The sequence below is a fragment of the Bacillus cereus group sp. MYBK14-1 genome, from assembly GCF_051916885.1.
GTDB lineage: Bacteria > Bacillota > Bacilli > Bacillales > Bacillaceae_G > Bacillus_A > Bacillus_A cereus.
Window position 1 is genome coordinate 201,248 of record NZ_JBQAHM010000008.1, and the last position, 19,207, is coordinate 220,454.

The following is a 19,207-nucleotide window of genomic DNA, read 5'->3' on the forward strand; positions in this document are numbered from 1 at the left end:
GGATAAATTTATGAAAGTTAATAAAGTTGAGAAAATCTATCCATTGTCAAATATGCAAAAGGGGATACTGTTTCATGCTATTGAAGATAAAAATTCAGATGCATATTTTGAACAAATTATATTAGATATAAAAGGTTATGTAGATGAAACTATTTTTGAGGAAAGTTTCAACGAGATTATGAAACGGCACGAAGTGTTAAGAGCATCATTTAATTATAAATTGGACGAGCCATTACATGTAATATTAAGGGATAGAAAAATTAAGTTTAGCTATAATGATGTAAGTGATTTAGATTTAAACACTAAAGATTTATATGTGGAAAAATATATAGTAGATGATAAGGTGAAGGGCTTTGACCTAACAAAAGAAACCCTTATGAGAATTTGTTTGATCAAAACAAATGATAACTCATATAAAGTAATTTGGAGCTTTCATCATATATTACTTGATGGTTGGTGTATTGGGATTATATTAGATGAGTTATTTACTATCTATTCACATAAAATGAAAGGTGAAGAGCATCAATTAGAAGATCCTAGACCCTATAGTGATTATATAAATTGGCTAAATAATCAGGATAATGAAGAAGGATTGAAGTATTGGAGTAAGTATCTGGAGGGGTATGAGTTAAATGCTACCCTTCCTAAATTTAATAACTCTAGTGCTGGAAAGTATCAGAGAAGAGAAAAAGTGATAGAGTTTTCAAAAGAGTTAACTGATAAGATTACACAACTGGCAAATAAAAATAACGTCACCTTAAATACAGTGATGCAGAGTATTTGGGGGCTTATTCTAGCGAAGTATAACAATAGTGAGGATGTTGTTTTTGGAACAGTTGTCTCAGGCAGAGATGCAGCTGTAGAAGGTATAGAGAATATGTTAGGTTTATTTATAAATACAATACCAACTAGAATAAAGCTGCAAAGTGAAAAATCATTTAAAGAAGTTTTAAAAGCAACTCAACATGATGCAATAGAGGGTAATGATTATAATTATATTAATTTAGCCGAAGTTCAAGCTCTTAGCAACTTAAAAAGTAATCTTATTGATCATATATTAGTATTTGAAAATTATGCTATTGATGAAAAAGGATTGGAAGAAAAGGAAAGTGGATTAGGGTTCGAAGTTGTATCTGTAACCGACGAAGAGAGAAGTAATTATAGCCTAAGCCTTACTGTAGGAATAGGAGAGAAATTGAAACTAACAATTGTATATGATGAAAATGTATATGAAGAAAGACTAATCAATAATCTAGAGTGTCATATTCAAAATGTAACGAAGCAAGTTATCGAAAATGATGCCAAGAAATTGATCGATATAGATTTAATTTCAGAAGAGGAAAGAAACATCCTTCTTTATAAATTTAATGAAACAACCGTTGAATATCCTAAAGATAGGTTGATACATCAATTGTTTGAGGAACAGGTTGAGAAGACACCTGACCGTGTGGCAGTTAGCTTTAAAAGTAATAACCTAACTTATAGGGAATTAAATGAAAAATCAAATCAAATAGCTAGACTACTGCGAGAAAAAGGTGTTCAATCAAACACAATTGTAGGAATCATGGTCGACCGTTCTTTAGAAATGATTATAGGAATTATGGGGATTTTAAAATCCGGAGCGGCTTATTTACCAATTGATCCTGAGACCCCTAAAGAGAGAATTGACTACATGTTACAAGATAGTAATGTAAAAGTTTTATTGACTCAAGATAGATGTATAAGTCAATTTAATTTGAATGTGGAGTTAATTAATTTAGATCAAGAGAATTTTTTAAGGCTAAGTACAGATAATTTGAATTTGATAAATCATTCAAGTGATACAGCTTATATCATTTATACTTCAGGATCAACAGGAACACCAAAAGGAGTAGTTATTCCGCATTATAGTGCAATTAGAGTAGTTAAGAATACAAATTATATTGAAATTAATGAGAATGATACGATACTACAACTTTCGAATTATGCTTTTGATGGGTCTATATTTGATATTTATGGTGCGCTTCTAAATGGTGCAAAGTTAATAATGGTTGAGAAGGACACTGTATTAAGTCTTGTTAAACTAGCTGAGTTAATAAAGGAAGAACAGATAAGTATTATGTTTATTACCACAGCTTTGTTTAATGCGCTTGTAGATTTAGAAATAGATTGTTTAGATAAAATAAGAAAAATATTATTCGGTGGTGAAAGAGTTTCAGTTTCACATGTGAACAAAGCCCTTGAGAAATTGGGCAAAGATAAAATTATTCATGTTTATGGTCCAACTGAAAGCACGGTATATGCTACTTATTATTTTGTTAATGAAGTAACTGAGGTTATCCCAATAGGAAAACCGTTAGCAAATACTTCGGTTTTTGTAGTAGATAAAAATTCTAACCTGCTTCCACTTGGTGTGCCTGGAGAACTATGTATTTCTGGAGACGGATTAAGTAAAGGGTATTTAAATAACGAGAGATTAACAGTTCAGAAATTCGTTCCAAATCCGTTCATTCTAGGAGAGAGAATGTATCGAACAGGAGACCTTGTGAGAATGTTACCTGATGGAAATATTGAGTTTTTAGGAAGAATTGACCATCAAGTGAAAATTCGTGGTTTCAGGATTGAACTGGGTGAGATAGAGAGTCAACTTCTAAAACATAAGGAAGTAAAAGAAGCTGTTGTTATCGCAAGAGAAGATAGTAATAATCATCAATATTTATGTGCATACTTTACTTCCGAAACATCGAAGGATGAGATTAGGATTCAAGAAATTCGAAAGTTTTTGGCAAAAGAGTTACCAGAGTATATGATTCCTGCTTTTTTTGTTCAGCTAGACAAGCTACCACTTACTACAAATGGGAAAGTGGATCGAAAGGCTTTACCAAGTCCTGATGAAAGTTCGGTTGCGGGAGTAGTAGAGTATGAGGCACCAAGGAATACAGTCGAAGAAAAGCTTGTATCCATTTGGCAAGATATTTTAGATATAGAAAACATAGGAATTCAACACAACTTTTTTGAAATTGGAGGCCATTCACTGAAAGCGACTACGATGGTTTCTAGAATCCATAAGGAACTTATGGTGGAGCTACCTTTACGACAAATCTTCCAAACACCTACTATAAAAGGAATTGGAGAATATATTGACTCTACGAAAGAAAGTGTATATGCATCGATTAAGAAAGTAGAAGAACAGGATTATTATCCGCTCTCATCTGCCCAAAGAAGACTCTACATTTTAAACAAAATAGAGGGTAGCGGAGTATCTTATAATATGCCTTTCGCTATGAAAATAAAAGGTGATTTGGATGTTCATCAGCTTGAGAATGCATTCTATAAACTAATCGAAAGACATGAAGCTTTAAGAACTTCTTTTGTAATGGTAGATGGTGAACCAGTTCAAAAGATTGAAAAAGAGATAGATTTCCAAGTGACGTATAGAGAAATGGGTACTAATAAGCTAGATGATATGATTAATGGATTTGTTAAACCGTTTGATTTGGAGAAAGGTCCTCTTTTACGGGTTGAAATTATACATGCCACAGATAATGAGCACGTGATGGTCCTAGATATGCACCATATCATTTCAGATGGAGTTTCAATGAACATTTTAAATAGAGAGCTCTGTAAACTGTATGAAGGGAAAGAGTTATCCCCATTGGACCTACAGTATAAAGATTATGCAGTATGGCAAAAAGACTTGTTTACTCAAGAGGAAATGAAGAAGCAAGAAGAATATTGGATAAATGTTTTTAAAGAAGAAGTACCTATTTTAAATATGCCAACAGATTATAAAAGGCCGCCGACACAAAGTGTTGAAGGGGCTCGAAGAAGTTTTGAAATAGATAGTGAGTTGACAAAGAACCTTAATAGAATTGCAAAAGAAAATGGGGTTACCATGTATATGCTTCTGTTAGCTGGATATACAACTTTACTTTCAAGATATACGGGTCAAGATGATATTGTGGTAGGATCTCCAATTGCAGGAAGAAGCCATCATGATTTTGAAAATATTGTCGGAATGTTTGTGAATACCCTTGCGATGAGAAATTATCCAAATGAAGATAAAACATTTCGTAATTATTTAAGAGAAGTAAAAGAAAATGCATTAAAGGCTTATGAAAATCAAGATTATCCTTTGGATGAACTGGTTGAAAAGCTGGACTTACAAAGAGATATGAGTAGAAGTGCATTATTTGATACGATGTTTGTGCTACAAAACTTAGATACCTCTAATGAAGAGATTAAAGGGTTAAGTTTTGAAACATATGATAGTGAACTTAATATAGCAAATTTTGATTTAACATTATCAGCAGTAGAAACTAATAACATCATAAAATTTGATTTAGAATATTGTACAAAATTGTTTAAGAAAGAGACAATAGCTAAAATATCAGAGCACTTTGTTAGTATTTTAAGAGAAATTACTAATAATCAGGAAGTTTGTTTAGGTCAAATAGATATGCTTTCGGGAGAAGAAAAGCACATTCTTTTGAATGAATTTAATGAAACTTATATGGATTATCCAAAGAATAAAACCATTTATCAATTATTTGAGGAGCAGGTAGAGAGAACTCCAAACAAGGTTGCCGTAGAATTTGAGGGGCAACAAGTTACTTATAAGGAGCTCAATGAAAAATCCAATCAAGTAGCTAGAGTACTTTATGATAAGGGTGTTCATCCAGAAATGATTGTAGGAATTATGGTGGAACGTTCTTTAGATATGATTGTCGGTATCATGGGTATATTAAAATCAGGGGCAGCGTATTTACCAATAGACCCTGAATATCCTGAAGAGCGAATTAAATATATGGTAGAAGATAGTAACGCAAAATTCGTATTAACGCAGACTCATTTATACGATAAACTTCATTTTATCAATAATGAATGTATAACTAAAATCTCAATTAATGATGAAACAATAAAAAATCAAGAGCAAATTAATATGGAAAGGCGTAATAATAGAAATGATTTAGCCTATGTCATTTATACGTCTGGTTCCACGGGTTTACCAAAAGGGGTGTTAGTGGAACATCATTCCTTAGTCAATTTATGTAATTGGTATGTAGATTTTCATAAAATAACAGAAAGAGATCGAATTACAAACTATTTGAAAGTCTCATTTGATGCATCTATTGGAGAAATTTTCCCTTGTTTAATCACCGGAGCTACTTTGCACGTTTTAGGCAAAGATATGAGGCTTGATCTAGATAAATTAAATGAATATATGAATAGTAAAGACATAACAGTTGCAACATTCCCATCTAAGGTAAGTGAACAATTTATATTACAAGATAATCATTCTTTAAGAATGTTAGTATCCGGTGGCGAAAAGTTAATTTTAAATAAGAATACTCGCTATCAACTTGTAAATGCCTACGGTCCAACCGAAAATACAGTAGTAACTACAAGTTTCTTAATGAATAAAAATGATGATAATATTCCAATTGGAAAACCGGTGTATAATACTAAAGTTTATATAGTAAATAAGTATAATCAGCTTTGTCCAATTGGAGTAACAGGAGAGTTATGTATATCTGGAGTTGGATTGGCAAGAGGTTATTTAAATAATCCAGCCTTAACTGCCGAGAAATTTGTGGGAAATCCTTTCGTCAGTGGAGAAAAAATGTATCGTACAGGTGATCTTGTAAGATGGATGCCTGATGGAAATGTTGAATTCATAGGAAGAATTGACCATCAAGTAAAAATACGTGGGTATAGAATAGAACTTGGTGAAATAGAGAGCCAGTTGTTAAAACATCAAGATATAAAAGAGGTCGTAGTAATAGCAAAAGAGGATAAGAAAAATCATACGTATATAAGTGCTTATATTGTGTCTGAAAAAGCAATATCTTCAGCCAAGATAAGAGAATTTTTAGAAAAGGAACTTCCTGATTACATGATTCCCTCTTATTTTGTTCAACTTGACCAGTTACCACTTACATCAAACGATAAAGTGGATCGAAAAGCACTTCCAGAGCCAGATAGAAGTAGTCAATCAGGGGTAGAATATGAGGCACCAAGAAATGAAGTTGAAACACATCTTGTTGAGATTTGGAGGGATATCCTAGGCATAGAGGATATAGGGATAAATCATCATTTCTTTGTATCAGGTGGAGATTCTATTAAGGCTCTGCAAATTGTGTCCAGGTTGTCTAGAATAAATCTTAAGTTAGAAGTGAAAGAACTATTTGCAAACCCTAAAATTAAAGATCTTAGTAAGTATGTAAAAAAGCAAAACAAACGGTTAAAACCTTATGAAATAGTTACAGGAGAAGTAATATTATCTCCAATTCAAAAATGGTATTTTGAGAAAAATAAAGAAGAACTAGATCATTTTAATCAATCATTTATGCTGTTTAGGGAAGATGGATTTGATCAAAAGAGAATAGAGAGAGTCTTTAATAAGATATTAGAGCAGCATGATGCCCTTAGAATGATTTATAGAGAAAATGATGGAGAGATCATTCAGTATAATAGAGGCTATAAGGATAACCTCTTTGATTTATACGTTCATGATGTTGAGGGAGTAGAGAATAAGGAAGAGAAAATATATGAATTAGCGACAAATATCCAAAAGAAATCTTCCATCAAAAATGGTAAACTCGTTAATCTTTGTTTATTTAAAACGAATCAAGGTGATCATCTGCTTATTACCATTCATCATCTTGTAGTAGATGGAGTATCATGGAGAATAATATTAGAAGATTTTGAAACTCTATATTCTCAGGATTTAAGAGGTGAGAAGTTAGACGTTGGATTCAAGACTGAATCCTTTAAAGAATTTTCCTCTAAGCTGAGGGAGTATGCTAGTAGCAATAAATTATTAAAGGAAAAAGAGTATTGGCAAGAGATAGCAAATACTGAGGTTGCATTTATACCTAGAAAAAAAGAGCTCAAAAGTGACACATTCGAAAATAGTAAAACAGTTAGTATTTCTTTAAATAAGGAAAAGACTATAAGTTTATTAAGAAAATCCAATAGAGCATACAATACAGAAATAAATGATATATTGTTAACTTCCTTATTATTAGGTGCTAGAGAGATAACAAGTGAAAATTGTATAAAAATAAATATGGAGGGACATGGAAGAGAAGATATCTTAGAAAATGTAGATATTAGTAGGACTGTAGGTTGGTTTACAACTATGTATCCAGTACTTATAGATTTAGGCAATGAGACCGATCTTGCTACTAATATAAAAATGGTAAAAGAAACTTTAAGGAAAATTCCTAACAAGGGAATCGGATTTGGTATACTAAAATATTTATCAAAAGAGAAGTATCTATTAAATGAACAAAAAGCACCAATTTCATTTAACTATTTAGGTGAAATGGATAATGATGTTAACAGAAATGAATTTTCTGAATCAAAATTTTCTTATGGGGAAACAATTGGAGGAAAGATTTCAAGAAATAATTCGATAGAAATCAATTCGATAATTATTAATAATGAATTGGTTATAAATACTACCTTTAATGAGCTAGAGTTTGATGAACTAACAATCAGGAAATTAAATGATAAGTTTAAAGAAAGTCTTGAAACTATAATTGATCATTGTGTTAGTCAAATAGAGGTGGAAAAAACGCCTTATGACTATGGGGATACTAAATTAACTCTAAGTGAACTTAAGGATATTAAAGAAAAGTATAAAGATTTCGAAATTGAAAAGATTTACCCGTTAGCAAATATGCAAAAAGGAATGCTGTTCCATGCTTTGGAAAACAAAAATTCAAAAGCATATTTTGAACAAACTGTCATGGATATAACAGGATACGTTGATGTAGAGATATTAAAAACAAGTTTTAATAAAATCATGCAAAGATACGAAATACTAAGAGCATCATTTGAATATGAAATAGTTGAGGAGCCTAGACAAATAATAATAGCGGATAGAGAAATAGGTTTTCAATATTGCGATATAAGTGAAAGAGGAACTATAGAAAAAGAGTTATTCATAAAAAATTATAGAGAAGAAGATACAGAAAAGGGATTTAACTTAAGTAAAGATACTTTAATGAGAGTATGTTTGATTAGAACAGATGAAAACTTATATAAATTGGTATGGAGTCATCACCATATTTTATTGGACGGTTGGTGTCTTGGAATCGTATTAGGTGAGTTATTCACTGTATATGGAAAATTAATAAATGGTGAAGAATATGAGTTAGAAGAAACTAAACCTTATAGCGATTATATAAAATGGCTGGAAGAGCAAGATAAAGAAGAAGGTAAAAGTTATTGGGAGCAATATTTAGATGGTTATGAAGAGAAAGCGCAAATACCAAAATTACAGATTACTAAGAATAATAGTGAGTATTTAAGAAGAGAAAAAGTAATTGAATTTTCCAACGAATTAACAAATAAGATTACACAGCTTGCTAATAGGAATAGCGTAACCTTTAATACAGTATTCCAGAGTATTTGGGGTATTATTTTGGCGAAGTATAATAATACAGACGAAGTAGTATTTGGAACTATTGTATCGGGAAGGGAAGCACCAGTAGACGGAATTGAAAAGATGATTGGTTTATTTATTAATGCCATTCCAACTAGAATAAACCTTGGAAAGAATCAGAAGTTTAAAGAGGTTTTAACGGTTGTACAGAGTGAAGCTATAGCTAGCAATAATTATAACTATATGAATTTAGCTGAAGTTCAAGCAATGAGTAAATTAAAGAATGATCTTATTGATCATATAATTGTGTTTGAGAACTATGCTGTTGATAAACGTATTGCCGGAAATGAAAAAATGGATATAGGTTTTGAGGTAGAAGATATACATGCAGAAGAGCAGAGCAATTATAGTTTTAGTATTGCTGCAACTCCAGGTGAGAAGTTAAATTTAGTTTTAACTTATGATGGCAATATTTATGATGACAAAATAATAGATAATATCGAAATGCACATTAAAAAAGTAACTGAACAAGTGATTGCAGATGAGAATAAGAAAATAAATGAAATAGACATAATTTCAGAAGAAGAAAGAACAACTTTATTGTATGAATTTAATGATACAAAAGTAGATTATCCAAAAGAGAAGACGATACATCAATTGTTCCAAGAACAGGTAGAAAGGACACCTGAAAATATTGCAGTTGTGTTTGAAAATCAACAATTGACTTATTGGGAACTTAACGAAAAATCTAATCAAGTCGCTACTCTGCTAAGAGAAAAAGGTGTGAAATCTAATACTGTGGTTGGTATTATGGTTGAACGTTCGATTGAAATGATAGTTGGTATGATGGCGATATTAAAAGCCGGGGGAGCATACCTTCCAATTGATCCTGAGTATCCAGAGGATAGAAGAAGATATATGTTAGAAGACAGTGGTATAGAAATATTGTTAAAACAAGAAAATAAACATGTAGATTATGATTTAACTTGTATTGATATAAATGTACAAAAGATTAAGGATAGATTTACAGAAAACTTGCCTAGTCTAAATAAGTCCTCTGACATGGCTTATATAATATACACTTCAGGTTCAACAGGAAAACCAAAGGGTGTTATGGTGAATCATAAATCTATTCTCAATACGTTATGTTGGAGAATAGAATCATATCAATATAGTGAAAGTGATATTACGTTACAGATGCCTTCTTTCTCTTTTGACAGCTCTGTTGAAGATATTTTTACTACTTTGCTTTCTGGAGGTAAATTAATTTTAATAGAAGATATAAGAATGAATTTCAGTAAATTTATAAATATTATTCAAAATAATAAAGTAACTAATTTGTTAGCTGTTCCAAGCTATTATAATAATCTATTAAACACTATTGATAAGCCTTTAGTAGATTTGAGATTTGTGACAATTGCAGGTGAAGGTTTTAATGAAAATCTAATTACAAAACATTTTCAGAAAATGCCTCACGTAAAATTGTTTAATGAATATGGTCCAACAGAAAATAGTGTTTGTTCTACAATATGTGAATTAAAACAGGAAGATCAGAAGGTACTTATTGGTAAACCAATAAGTAATAACAGGGTTTATATCCTTGATACGGAAAATAATTTATTGCCATTAGGAGTTGCAGGTGAACTTTGTGTAAGTGGGGAAGGTTTGGCACGTGGTTATTTAAACAGACCAGAGCTCACAGCGGAGAAGTTTGTTCCAAATCCATTCATTCCAGGGGAAAGGATGTACCGGACAGGAGATCTTGCAAGGTTATTGCCTAATGGGAATATCGAATTTTTAGGTAGAATTGACCATCAAGTGAAAATTCGAGGTTTCAGGATTGAACTAGGTGAGATAGAGAATCAACTTTTGAAACAGAAAGAGATTAAAGAAGCCGTTGTCATCGCAAGAGAGGATAATAATGGTCAACCATATTTATGTGCTTATTTTACGTCTGAAACACGTAAGAAAGAATCCATATTACAAGAAATTCGGAAGGTTTTGGCGCAAGAGCTTCCAGAGTATATGATTCCTGCGTTTTTCGTTCAGTTGGATAAACTACCACTTACAGCAAATGGAAAAGTGGACCGAAAGGCCTTACCAGAACCTGATGAAAGTGCAGTTGTGGGAGTAGAGTATGAGGCACCAAGGAATGAAGTCGAAGAAAGACTTGTATCCATTTGGCAGGAAATTTTAGGAGTGGAAAAAATCGGTATCAACCAGCACTTTTTTGAAATAGGAGGTCATTCTCTTAAAGCAACTACGATGGTTTCTAAAATCCATAAGGAACTTATGGTGGAGATACCTTTACGACAAATCTTCCAAACACCTACTATAAAAGGGATTGGAGAATTTATTGACTCTACAAAAGAAAGTGTATATGCATCGATCAAAAAAGTAGAAGAACAAGATTATTATCCACTTTCATCTGCACAAAAAAGACTCTATATTTTAAACAAAATAGAGGGTAGCGGAGTATCTTACAATATACCGTTCGCCATGAAGATAAAAGGTGATTTGGATGTTCAGCAACTTGAGAAGGCTTTCCATAAATTAATCGAAAGACATGAAGCTTTAAGAACTTCTTTTGTAATGGTAGATGGTGAACCAGTTCAAAAGATTGAAAAAGACATAGATTTCCAAGTGACGTATAGAGAAATGGGTACCAATAAGCTAGATGATATGATCAATGGATTTGTTAAACCGTTTGATTTGGAGAAGGCTCCTCTTTTACGGGTTGAAATCATACATGTTACAGATGATGAGCACGTGATTGTATTAGATATGCACCATATTATATCAGATGGTGTATCAATGGGGATCTTTACACAGGAATTAGCTGAGTTATACAACGGGAAAGAATTATCTCCATTAAGCATTCAATATAAAGATTATTCTGTATGGCAAAGAGAATTGTTTACTCAAGAAGAAATGAAAAAACAAGAAGAGTATTGGATGCATGTATTTAAAGAAGAAGTACCAGTACTAAATATGCCGACAGATTATAAAAGACCGCCAATTCAAAGTACAGAAGGTGACCTTGTACATTTTGAAATCGATAGTGACATATATGTTAATCTTAAGAAGATGGCGAAGGAACATGGTGTGACGCTGTATATGCTTCTGTTAGCGGGATACACAACACTGCTTTCAAAATATACGGGGCAAGAGGAAATCGTAGTGGGATCTCCAATCGCAGGAAGACCTCATGATGATTTGAAACAGATTATGGGTATTTTTGTTAATACTCTTGCAATGAGAAATTATCCAAAACGAGACGTTTCATTCCAAGATTATTTAAAAGAAGTTAAAGAGAATGCTTTAAAAGCCTATGAAAATCAGGATTATCCATTTGATGAATTAGTTGAAAAATTAGATTTAAAGAGAGATATGAGCAGAAGTGCTTTGTTTGATACAATGCTCGTCTTACAAAACTTTGACTATGATGATTTTGAAATACAAGGTTTAACTTTCTCACCATATCAAATGAAGGCGCATGTTTCTAAATTTGATTTAACACTTACCGCTGTTGAAGAAGAGCGTAGTATCAAATGTGTATTAAATTACAGAACTAAATTATTTAAGAAGGAAACTGTAGAAAGATTAGCTAAACATTTAATCCAGGTTTTTAAAGAAATTATTGAGAAGCCAGAACAAAGCATTCAGGATATTATGTTGCTTTCAGAAGAAGAAGTGCAGATGCTATTGCAGGATGATAAAGATACAAAAGCTGATTATTTGAAAGATAAAACAATTTCACAATTATTTGAGGAACAGGTGAAACGAACACCTCACCATGTAGCCGTGGTATTTAAAAATCAGAAACTTACGTATCTGGAACTGAATGAAAGAGCGAATCAAATAGCAAGGTTGCTTCAAGAAAAAGGAGCAAAGCCAGGGATAACAGTAGGTATGTTAGTGGAAGAATCTCTTGAAATGATTATTGGAATTATGGCCGTATTAAAAGCAGGAGCTACTTACTTACCAATAGATCCTGAACAACTGGATAAAAGAACGAATGTCATTTTAAAGGACAGTAATGCTAGCCTATTGATAGTAAAAGGAGAAAGGAAAGAAACTCTCCAATTTAATGGAGAAGTAATCTCCATGGAAGATGATTCTATAAAAGAGAGGGATATATCAAATTTATTAGTCAATTATAAATGGAATCATAATGCATATATCATCTATACATCAGGTTCGACTGGTACACCTAAAGGTGTATGTGTTCAGCACAACAACGTTGTAAACTACATGACTTGGTTTACAAAGGAAGCGAATCTAAAAGAAACAGATAAGGCAATGTTAGTATCTTCCTATGCATTCGACTTGGGCTATACAAGTCTATATTCATCACTTTTAAATGGATGTGAACTGCATCTCGTTACAAAAGAAGTATATACTAATGCTCAGAAAGCATTACAGTATATAGAAGAACAAGGGATTTCTTATTTGAAATTAACACCGTCTCTCTTTAACGTCTTGGTGAATGATCCGAGTTTCTCAAATAATCAGAGCTGTAAAACTTTGAGATTAGTCGTGTTAGGTGGAGAGAAAATCAATCCAATAGATGTTGAAACATTCTATACACATTACCCAAATCATGCGGTAATGAATCACTATGGACCTACAGAGGCGACAATTGGTTCGGTATATCAAGTTATTGAATATGATACAATGGCAGCTTTCAAAGAATGCCCTGTGATTGGAAGACCAATTCAGAATATGAAGGCTTACGTAGTGGATCAACAAATGAAACTTGTCCCAGAAGGTGTTTATGGTGAATTATGCTTATCAGGAGATGGCGTAGCAAGTGGATATTTAAACAGAGCAGATTTGACAGAAGAAAAATTTGTTCAAAATCCGTTTGAACCAAATAAAAAAATGTATCGGACAGGGGATCTTGCTCGAAGACTATCAGATGGTAGAATTGAGCTTGCAGGTAGGATTGACGGTCAAGTGAAAATAAGAGGTTATCGAATTGAAACAGAAGAGATTAAGCGTCATTTAGTTAAACACGAACAAATTAAAGAAGCATTCGTGATTGACCGAGAAGGTCAGGACGGAAGAAGATATCTATGTGCATATATTACGTCCCAAAGGGACCTATCATTTGAAGAATTAAGAGCGTACTTAAAAGTAGAAATCCCTGAATACATGATTCCATCTTATTTTGTTCAGATGGAGCGTATTCCACTTACGGCAAATGGAAAAGTAGACGAAAAAGCTTTACCAGAGCCAGATGTGAGTAAGGGAGTAGATTATGAAAAACCAAGAAATCAGGTAGAAGAAAAACTTGTGAAGGTATGGGAAGATATATTAGGAGTCAAGCCAATTGGGATTAGCCATAACTTTTTTGCTTCGGGTGGAGATTCTATTAAAGCTTTACAAATTATCTCACGTTTATCACGAGAAGGTATCACGCTAGAGATGAAAGATCTATTTACCTATCCGGAAATCAAGTTTTTAAGCAACTATGTCAATATTGAGACAATACAAGAAGGTTCTTATGAAATTGAAACAGGAGATGTGTTGCTCACTCCAATTCAAAAAGCGTATTTTATGAATGGAAAAGAAGATGTAAATCATTATAATCATGCAGTTATGTTGTATAGGAAAGATGGATTCCGTGAGGAAATGATACAAGAAGTTATGGAAGCAATTTTTGTACATCATGACGCTTTACGAATGATTTATAAAGAGGAGAATAATGAAGTACTTCAATTCAATCGAGAAGTGGAAAAGAATCAATTTGGTTTTTATGTTTATGACGTTTCGAGAGAAGATAATCCAGATGTGAAAATTCAAGAACTTGCGACAATATTACAGAAGAAAATTGATATACAAGAAGGACCTCTTGTAAATGTAGCACAGTTTAAGACGAATGTTGGAGACCATCTGTTACTTATTATTCATCACCTTGTGGTGGATGGAATCTCTTGGAGAATCCTATTTGAAGATTTTGCACTTGGATACAGCCAGCTAATGAAAGGAGAACCAATAGCGTTTTATCCAAAAACGACTTCTTATAAAGAGTATGCCACTCAGCTCAACGAGTATGCTAAGAGTGCAAAAATCTTTAGAGAAAAGCAATATTGGGTGAACACATTAAAGGATAATGTTAACTTTTTAGAGAAAAAAGAGGAAGTTGGACTATGCCGATATGAGGATAGTGATACTTTTAGTACCGCTCTCGGAATAGAGGAAACAAGCCGATTGTTAAGAGAAACAAATCAAGCATATCATACTGAAATCAATGATTTACTGATTAGTGCTCTTTTAATAGCTACAAGGAGAGTAACTGGTGAAAATAAAATTAGGATTAGTCTAGAGGGCCATGGTAGAGAACGGATTATAAAAAATGTAGATATTAGCCGAACAGTTGGATGGTTTACAACCAAATATCCTGTATACATCAATTTAGAAGATGAAAAGGACCTTTCAATGACTATTAAAACAGTGAAAGAGTCTCTTAGAAGAATTCCGAATAAGGGAATAGGCTATGGGGTTTTAAAACAATTGAGTGGAGATCCAGATTTATGGAATATTGAACAGCCACCTATTTTGTTTAATTACTTAGGTCAAATGGATGCAGATCTCAATAATACAATCTTTTCTTCTTCTTGGATATCGGCAGGAGAGTCGATTGGAGGTAAACATACAAGAGAAACACCTATAGAAATGAATGCTATTGTCTTAGATGGAAAGCTCACTATTGATACGACTTATAATACAAAAGTATATGCAGAGGATGTCGTAGTGGAGTTTACAGAAGCTTTCAAGGCTGCTCTTCTTGATGTAATCCATCATTGCATTTCTAAGGAACAGGCTGAAAAAACACCATTTGACTATGGAGACAAAGAATTAAGCTTCGAACAACTAGAGGAAATCAAGGCGAAAAATAGGTGGGGAGAAGTAGAAAAGATTTATCCATTAGCTAATATGCAGCAGGGTATGCTATTCCATGCATTAGAAGATCCACAATCAGGTGCATACTTTGAACAACTTGTCATTGATGTCAAAGGGTTTATTGATGTCAACTTATTCGAGGAAAGCTTGAACGATATTATGAAAAGACATGAAATCCTTCGGACAGCAATTGAATTTGAAATTACAGAACAACCAAAAAATGTAATTATAAAAGGTCGAAAGATTGGCTTTAGATACCGAGATATTAGACAGCAAGGAATAGATCAGCAAAGAGAAAGTATAACAACCTACATTGAACAAGATCGAGAAAAAGGTTTTGATTTTAGTAAAGATGTCTTAATTAGACTGGAACTTATTCAAACTGATGATAAGGCTTATACAATTATATGGAGTAATCATCACATCTTATTCGATGGATGGGGCAGAGGTATTATTTTGGGAGAATTGTTCCATATCTATGGAAACAAACAAGTAGGACAGTATCCTAATTTAGAAGAGCCAAGACCATATAGTGATTATATTAGATGGTTAGGAGAACAGGAAAAAGAAGAGGGAATTCAATATTGGAAACAATATTTAGCAGGATATCAAAAACCTGCGAAAGTTCCATCGTTCAAAATTGATAGTACAAGAGAGTACCATGGACAAGAGACGCTCATTGAATTTTCAAGGGAACTTACGAAAAAAATGACTGAATTGGCTAATCAAAATAATGTTACGTTAAACACTGTGCTACAAACTTTATGGGGGATTATTTTAGCCAAGTATAATCATACAGACGATGTTGTATTCGGTTCTGTCGTTTCTGGTAGAGATGCCAAAGTAGCTGGAATTGAAAAAATGGTTGGATTATTCATTAATGCAATTCCAACGAGAATTAATATAAAAGAACAGAAGAGCTTTAAAAATATTTTAAAAGAGGTACAGCAACAAGCAATAGAAAGCCAAGCATACAACTATATGAATCTTTCAGATATACAGTCTCTTAGTGATTTAAAAAGGGATTTAATTGATCATGTAATGATTTTTGAGAATTATGCACTTGATGAACGTTTACTTCAGGAAGAAGAAAGTAAGAGTAGTTTCGTGTTTAAGGATATTAAAGGGATTGAACAAACCAACTATGGATTTACAATAGTTGTCGTTCCAGGTGAACAGCTTGTTCTCAAAATATCATATGATGGAAATCTCTATTCAGAAAAACTCATCCAGAATATAGCAAATCATCTGAAAAATGTTACGGACCAAGTTGTGCAGGATGAACATAAAAATGTGAATCAATTAGAAATCCTTTCAAAAGAAGAAAAGCATTATTTCTTGAATGAGTTTAATGAAACAAAGGCAGAGTATCCAAAAGAAAAAACAATTCATCGCTTATTTGAAGAACAGGTAGAACGGACTCCAAATAAGGTAGCTGTGGTATTTGATAAGCAGCAACTTACTTATAAAGAACTTAATGAAAAATCTAACCAAATAGCTAGGATAATCCAGAATAAAGGAGTTCAACCAGACACAGTTGTAGGTATCATGCTTGAACGTTCTCTAGAGATGATTATAGGAATTATGGGGATTTTAAAATCTGGAGCAGCATATTTACCAATAGATCCTGAATATCCTGAAGAGCGAATTAAGTATATAGTAGAGGATAGTGGAACAAATATAATACTTACAAAAGGTAAAGATGCAGTGAGGTTAAGCAAAGAAATAGTATTTTTAGATGAAGAGTATAATCATTATTCTACTGAAAATATAAAAGTAACAAGTAATACTAACAATCTAGCTTATATGATTTATACTTCGGGTTCTACAGGTATGCCAAAGGGAACTATGCTGAAGCAACGAGGCCTAGTCAATTATATAACATGGGCAAATAAGGAATATGTCAAAGGAGAGGCCTTAGATTTTGCCTTGTATTCATCTTTCTCATTTGACCTTACAATTACATCATTATTCACACCATTAATTTCTGGAAATAAAATAGTTATTTACAATAATGATGGGGATGAACCAATTATAAGAAAAATCTTTAAGGATAATAGAGTAGGTATAGTAAAATTGACACCATCCCATTTAAGGTTGATAAGAGATATTGATAACAGCAATTCAAGTATAAAACGATTAATAGTGGGTGGAGAAGATTTAAAGACTGAGTTAGCAAGAGAGATTTCAAAAAGTTTCAATCATAATGTTGAAATCTATAATGAGTATGGTCCAACAGAAACAACAATTGGCTGTATGATTTATAAATATAGCCTTAATGAAGATAAACACATATCGGTACCTATTGGGAAGCCAATTGATAATGTTCAAATTTATATATTGGATGATAATCAAAAGATATTACCAGTAGGAATAGAAGGAGAACTTTATATAAGTGGAGATGGTGTTGCTACAGGTTATTTAAATAGACCTGAATTGACAGCAGAAAAATTTATATCAAATCCATATGTACCTGGAGCAAAGATGTATCGAACAGGGGATCTTGCAAGATGGTTGCCTAGTGGAAATATCGAATTTATAGGGAGAACTGACCATCAAGTAAAAATTCGTGGTTATAGAATTGAATTAGGAGAAATAGAGAATCAAATTCTAAAATTAGATAATATAAAAGAAACAAAAGTTGTTGCAAGAATAGACGGTGAGAATAGTCAGTATCTTTGTGCATATGTTGTTTTAGAGAATAAAGAAAAAGCAATTACTGTTACAGAGATGCGAAGAAATTTATCAAAAGAACTTCCAAATTATATGATACCGGCATTTTTTACACAGCTTAAGGAATTACCGTTGACAACAAATGGTAAAATAGATATAAATTCATTACCAGCACCAGATGGAAATGTCAAATATGAATTAGAATACGAACCACCAAGAAATGATTTAGAAGAAAAAATTGTTAGCATATGGGAAGAAATTTTAAATATCAAAAAAATAGGTATGAATACTAATTTATTTGATATCGGAGCGAACTCTTTAAACGTTATGACATTTGTTTCAAGGATAGTTGCAGAGTTAAACTTTAGAGTACCGTTTAAAGATGTATTTGATAAACCTACAGTTCGAAGTTTTTCAGCGTTCTTAGAAGGCGCAAAAGAAATGTTAAAGGATTATACAGAGGATTGTATTCAACTTAGTAGCTCAACAAGCACCAATAAAAAACTATTTTGTTTCCCACCTGCTGCTTCAATAGGAATAGCATATATGGGGCTAGCAAAGCATATTGAGTCATATTCGGTTTACAGTTTTAATTTTATTAAATCTGAAAATAGAATTGCACAATATGTTAAAATAATAAAAGATATTCAATCAGAAGGACCGTACACATTAGTGGGATATTCAGCTGGTGGAATTCTTGCCTTCGATGTGGCAAAAGAATTGAATAGACAAGGTTTAGAAGTAGAAAATCTTATTCTTATTGATTCAAAATACCGTACGATTGTAGAACAGAATCTTTATACAGAGGAAGAGTGTAAAAGAGAACTTCATGAAAAATTCAATCTGAAAAAATATAAAGATTTAGAAAAATTAGCTAGTGATTATTTGATAGAATTAATTATGAAGTCTTATATGTATGTACAGAGTACAACAACAAATGGCAGTATTGATGGAAATATAAGTTATATAAAATCAGTAAAAGAAAAAGAAGATGAAAATAATTTACTGTGGGAGAATGCTACTACGAAGAATTTCAGGATAATTCAAGGGTACGGAACCCATATGGAAATGTTATCAAATTCAAAGCTAGATATTCTTAAAAAGAATGCTAATATAATAAACGACATATTGGCGTTTGAAACAGTTTAATTTTTGAGAATTGGCATTTCTTTAAAGAAATGCCAATTTTCTTATTTTGATGACTTGTAAATTAAAGAGAATAAGCGCAATAATTTTGGACATGTATAATAG

The 19,207-nt window shown here is 32.4% G+C and carries 1 protein-coding gene; it reads left to right on the top strand.

Annotation, left to right across the window (positions count from 1 at the left end):
• The first annotated feature begins 10 nt into the window (after positions 1-10).
• The gene (locus ACTFR3_RS20635) at positions 11-19,105 is read left to right on the top strand and encodes a non-ribosomal peptide synthase/polyketide synthase (RefSeq protein ID WP_440044776.1); all 19,095 of its coding nucleotides are present in this window, start codon (positions 11-13) and stop codon (positions 19,103-19,105) included.
• Positions 19,106-19,207 lie beyond the last annotated feature (102 nt).

What these genes read in the sequence shown, in the direction of transcription:
- ACTFR3_RS20635 (WP_440044776.1), top strand. Translation starts at nt 11, where the DNA reads ATGAAAGTTAATAAAGTTGAGAAAATCTATCCATTGTCAAATATGCAA.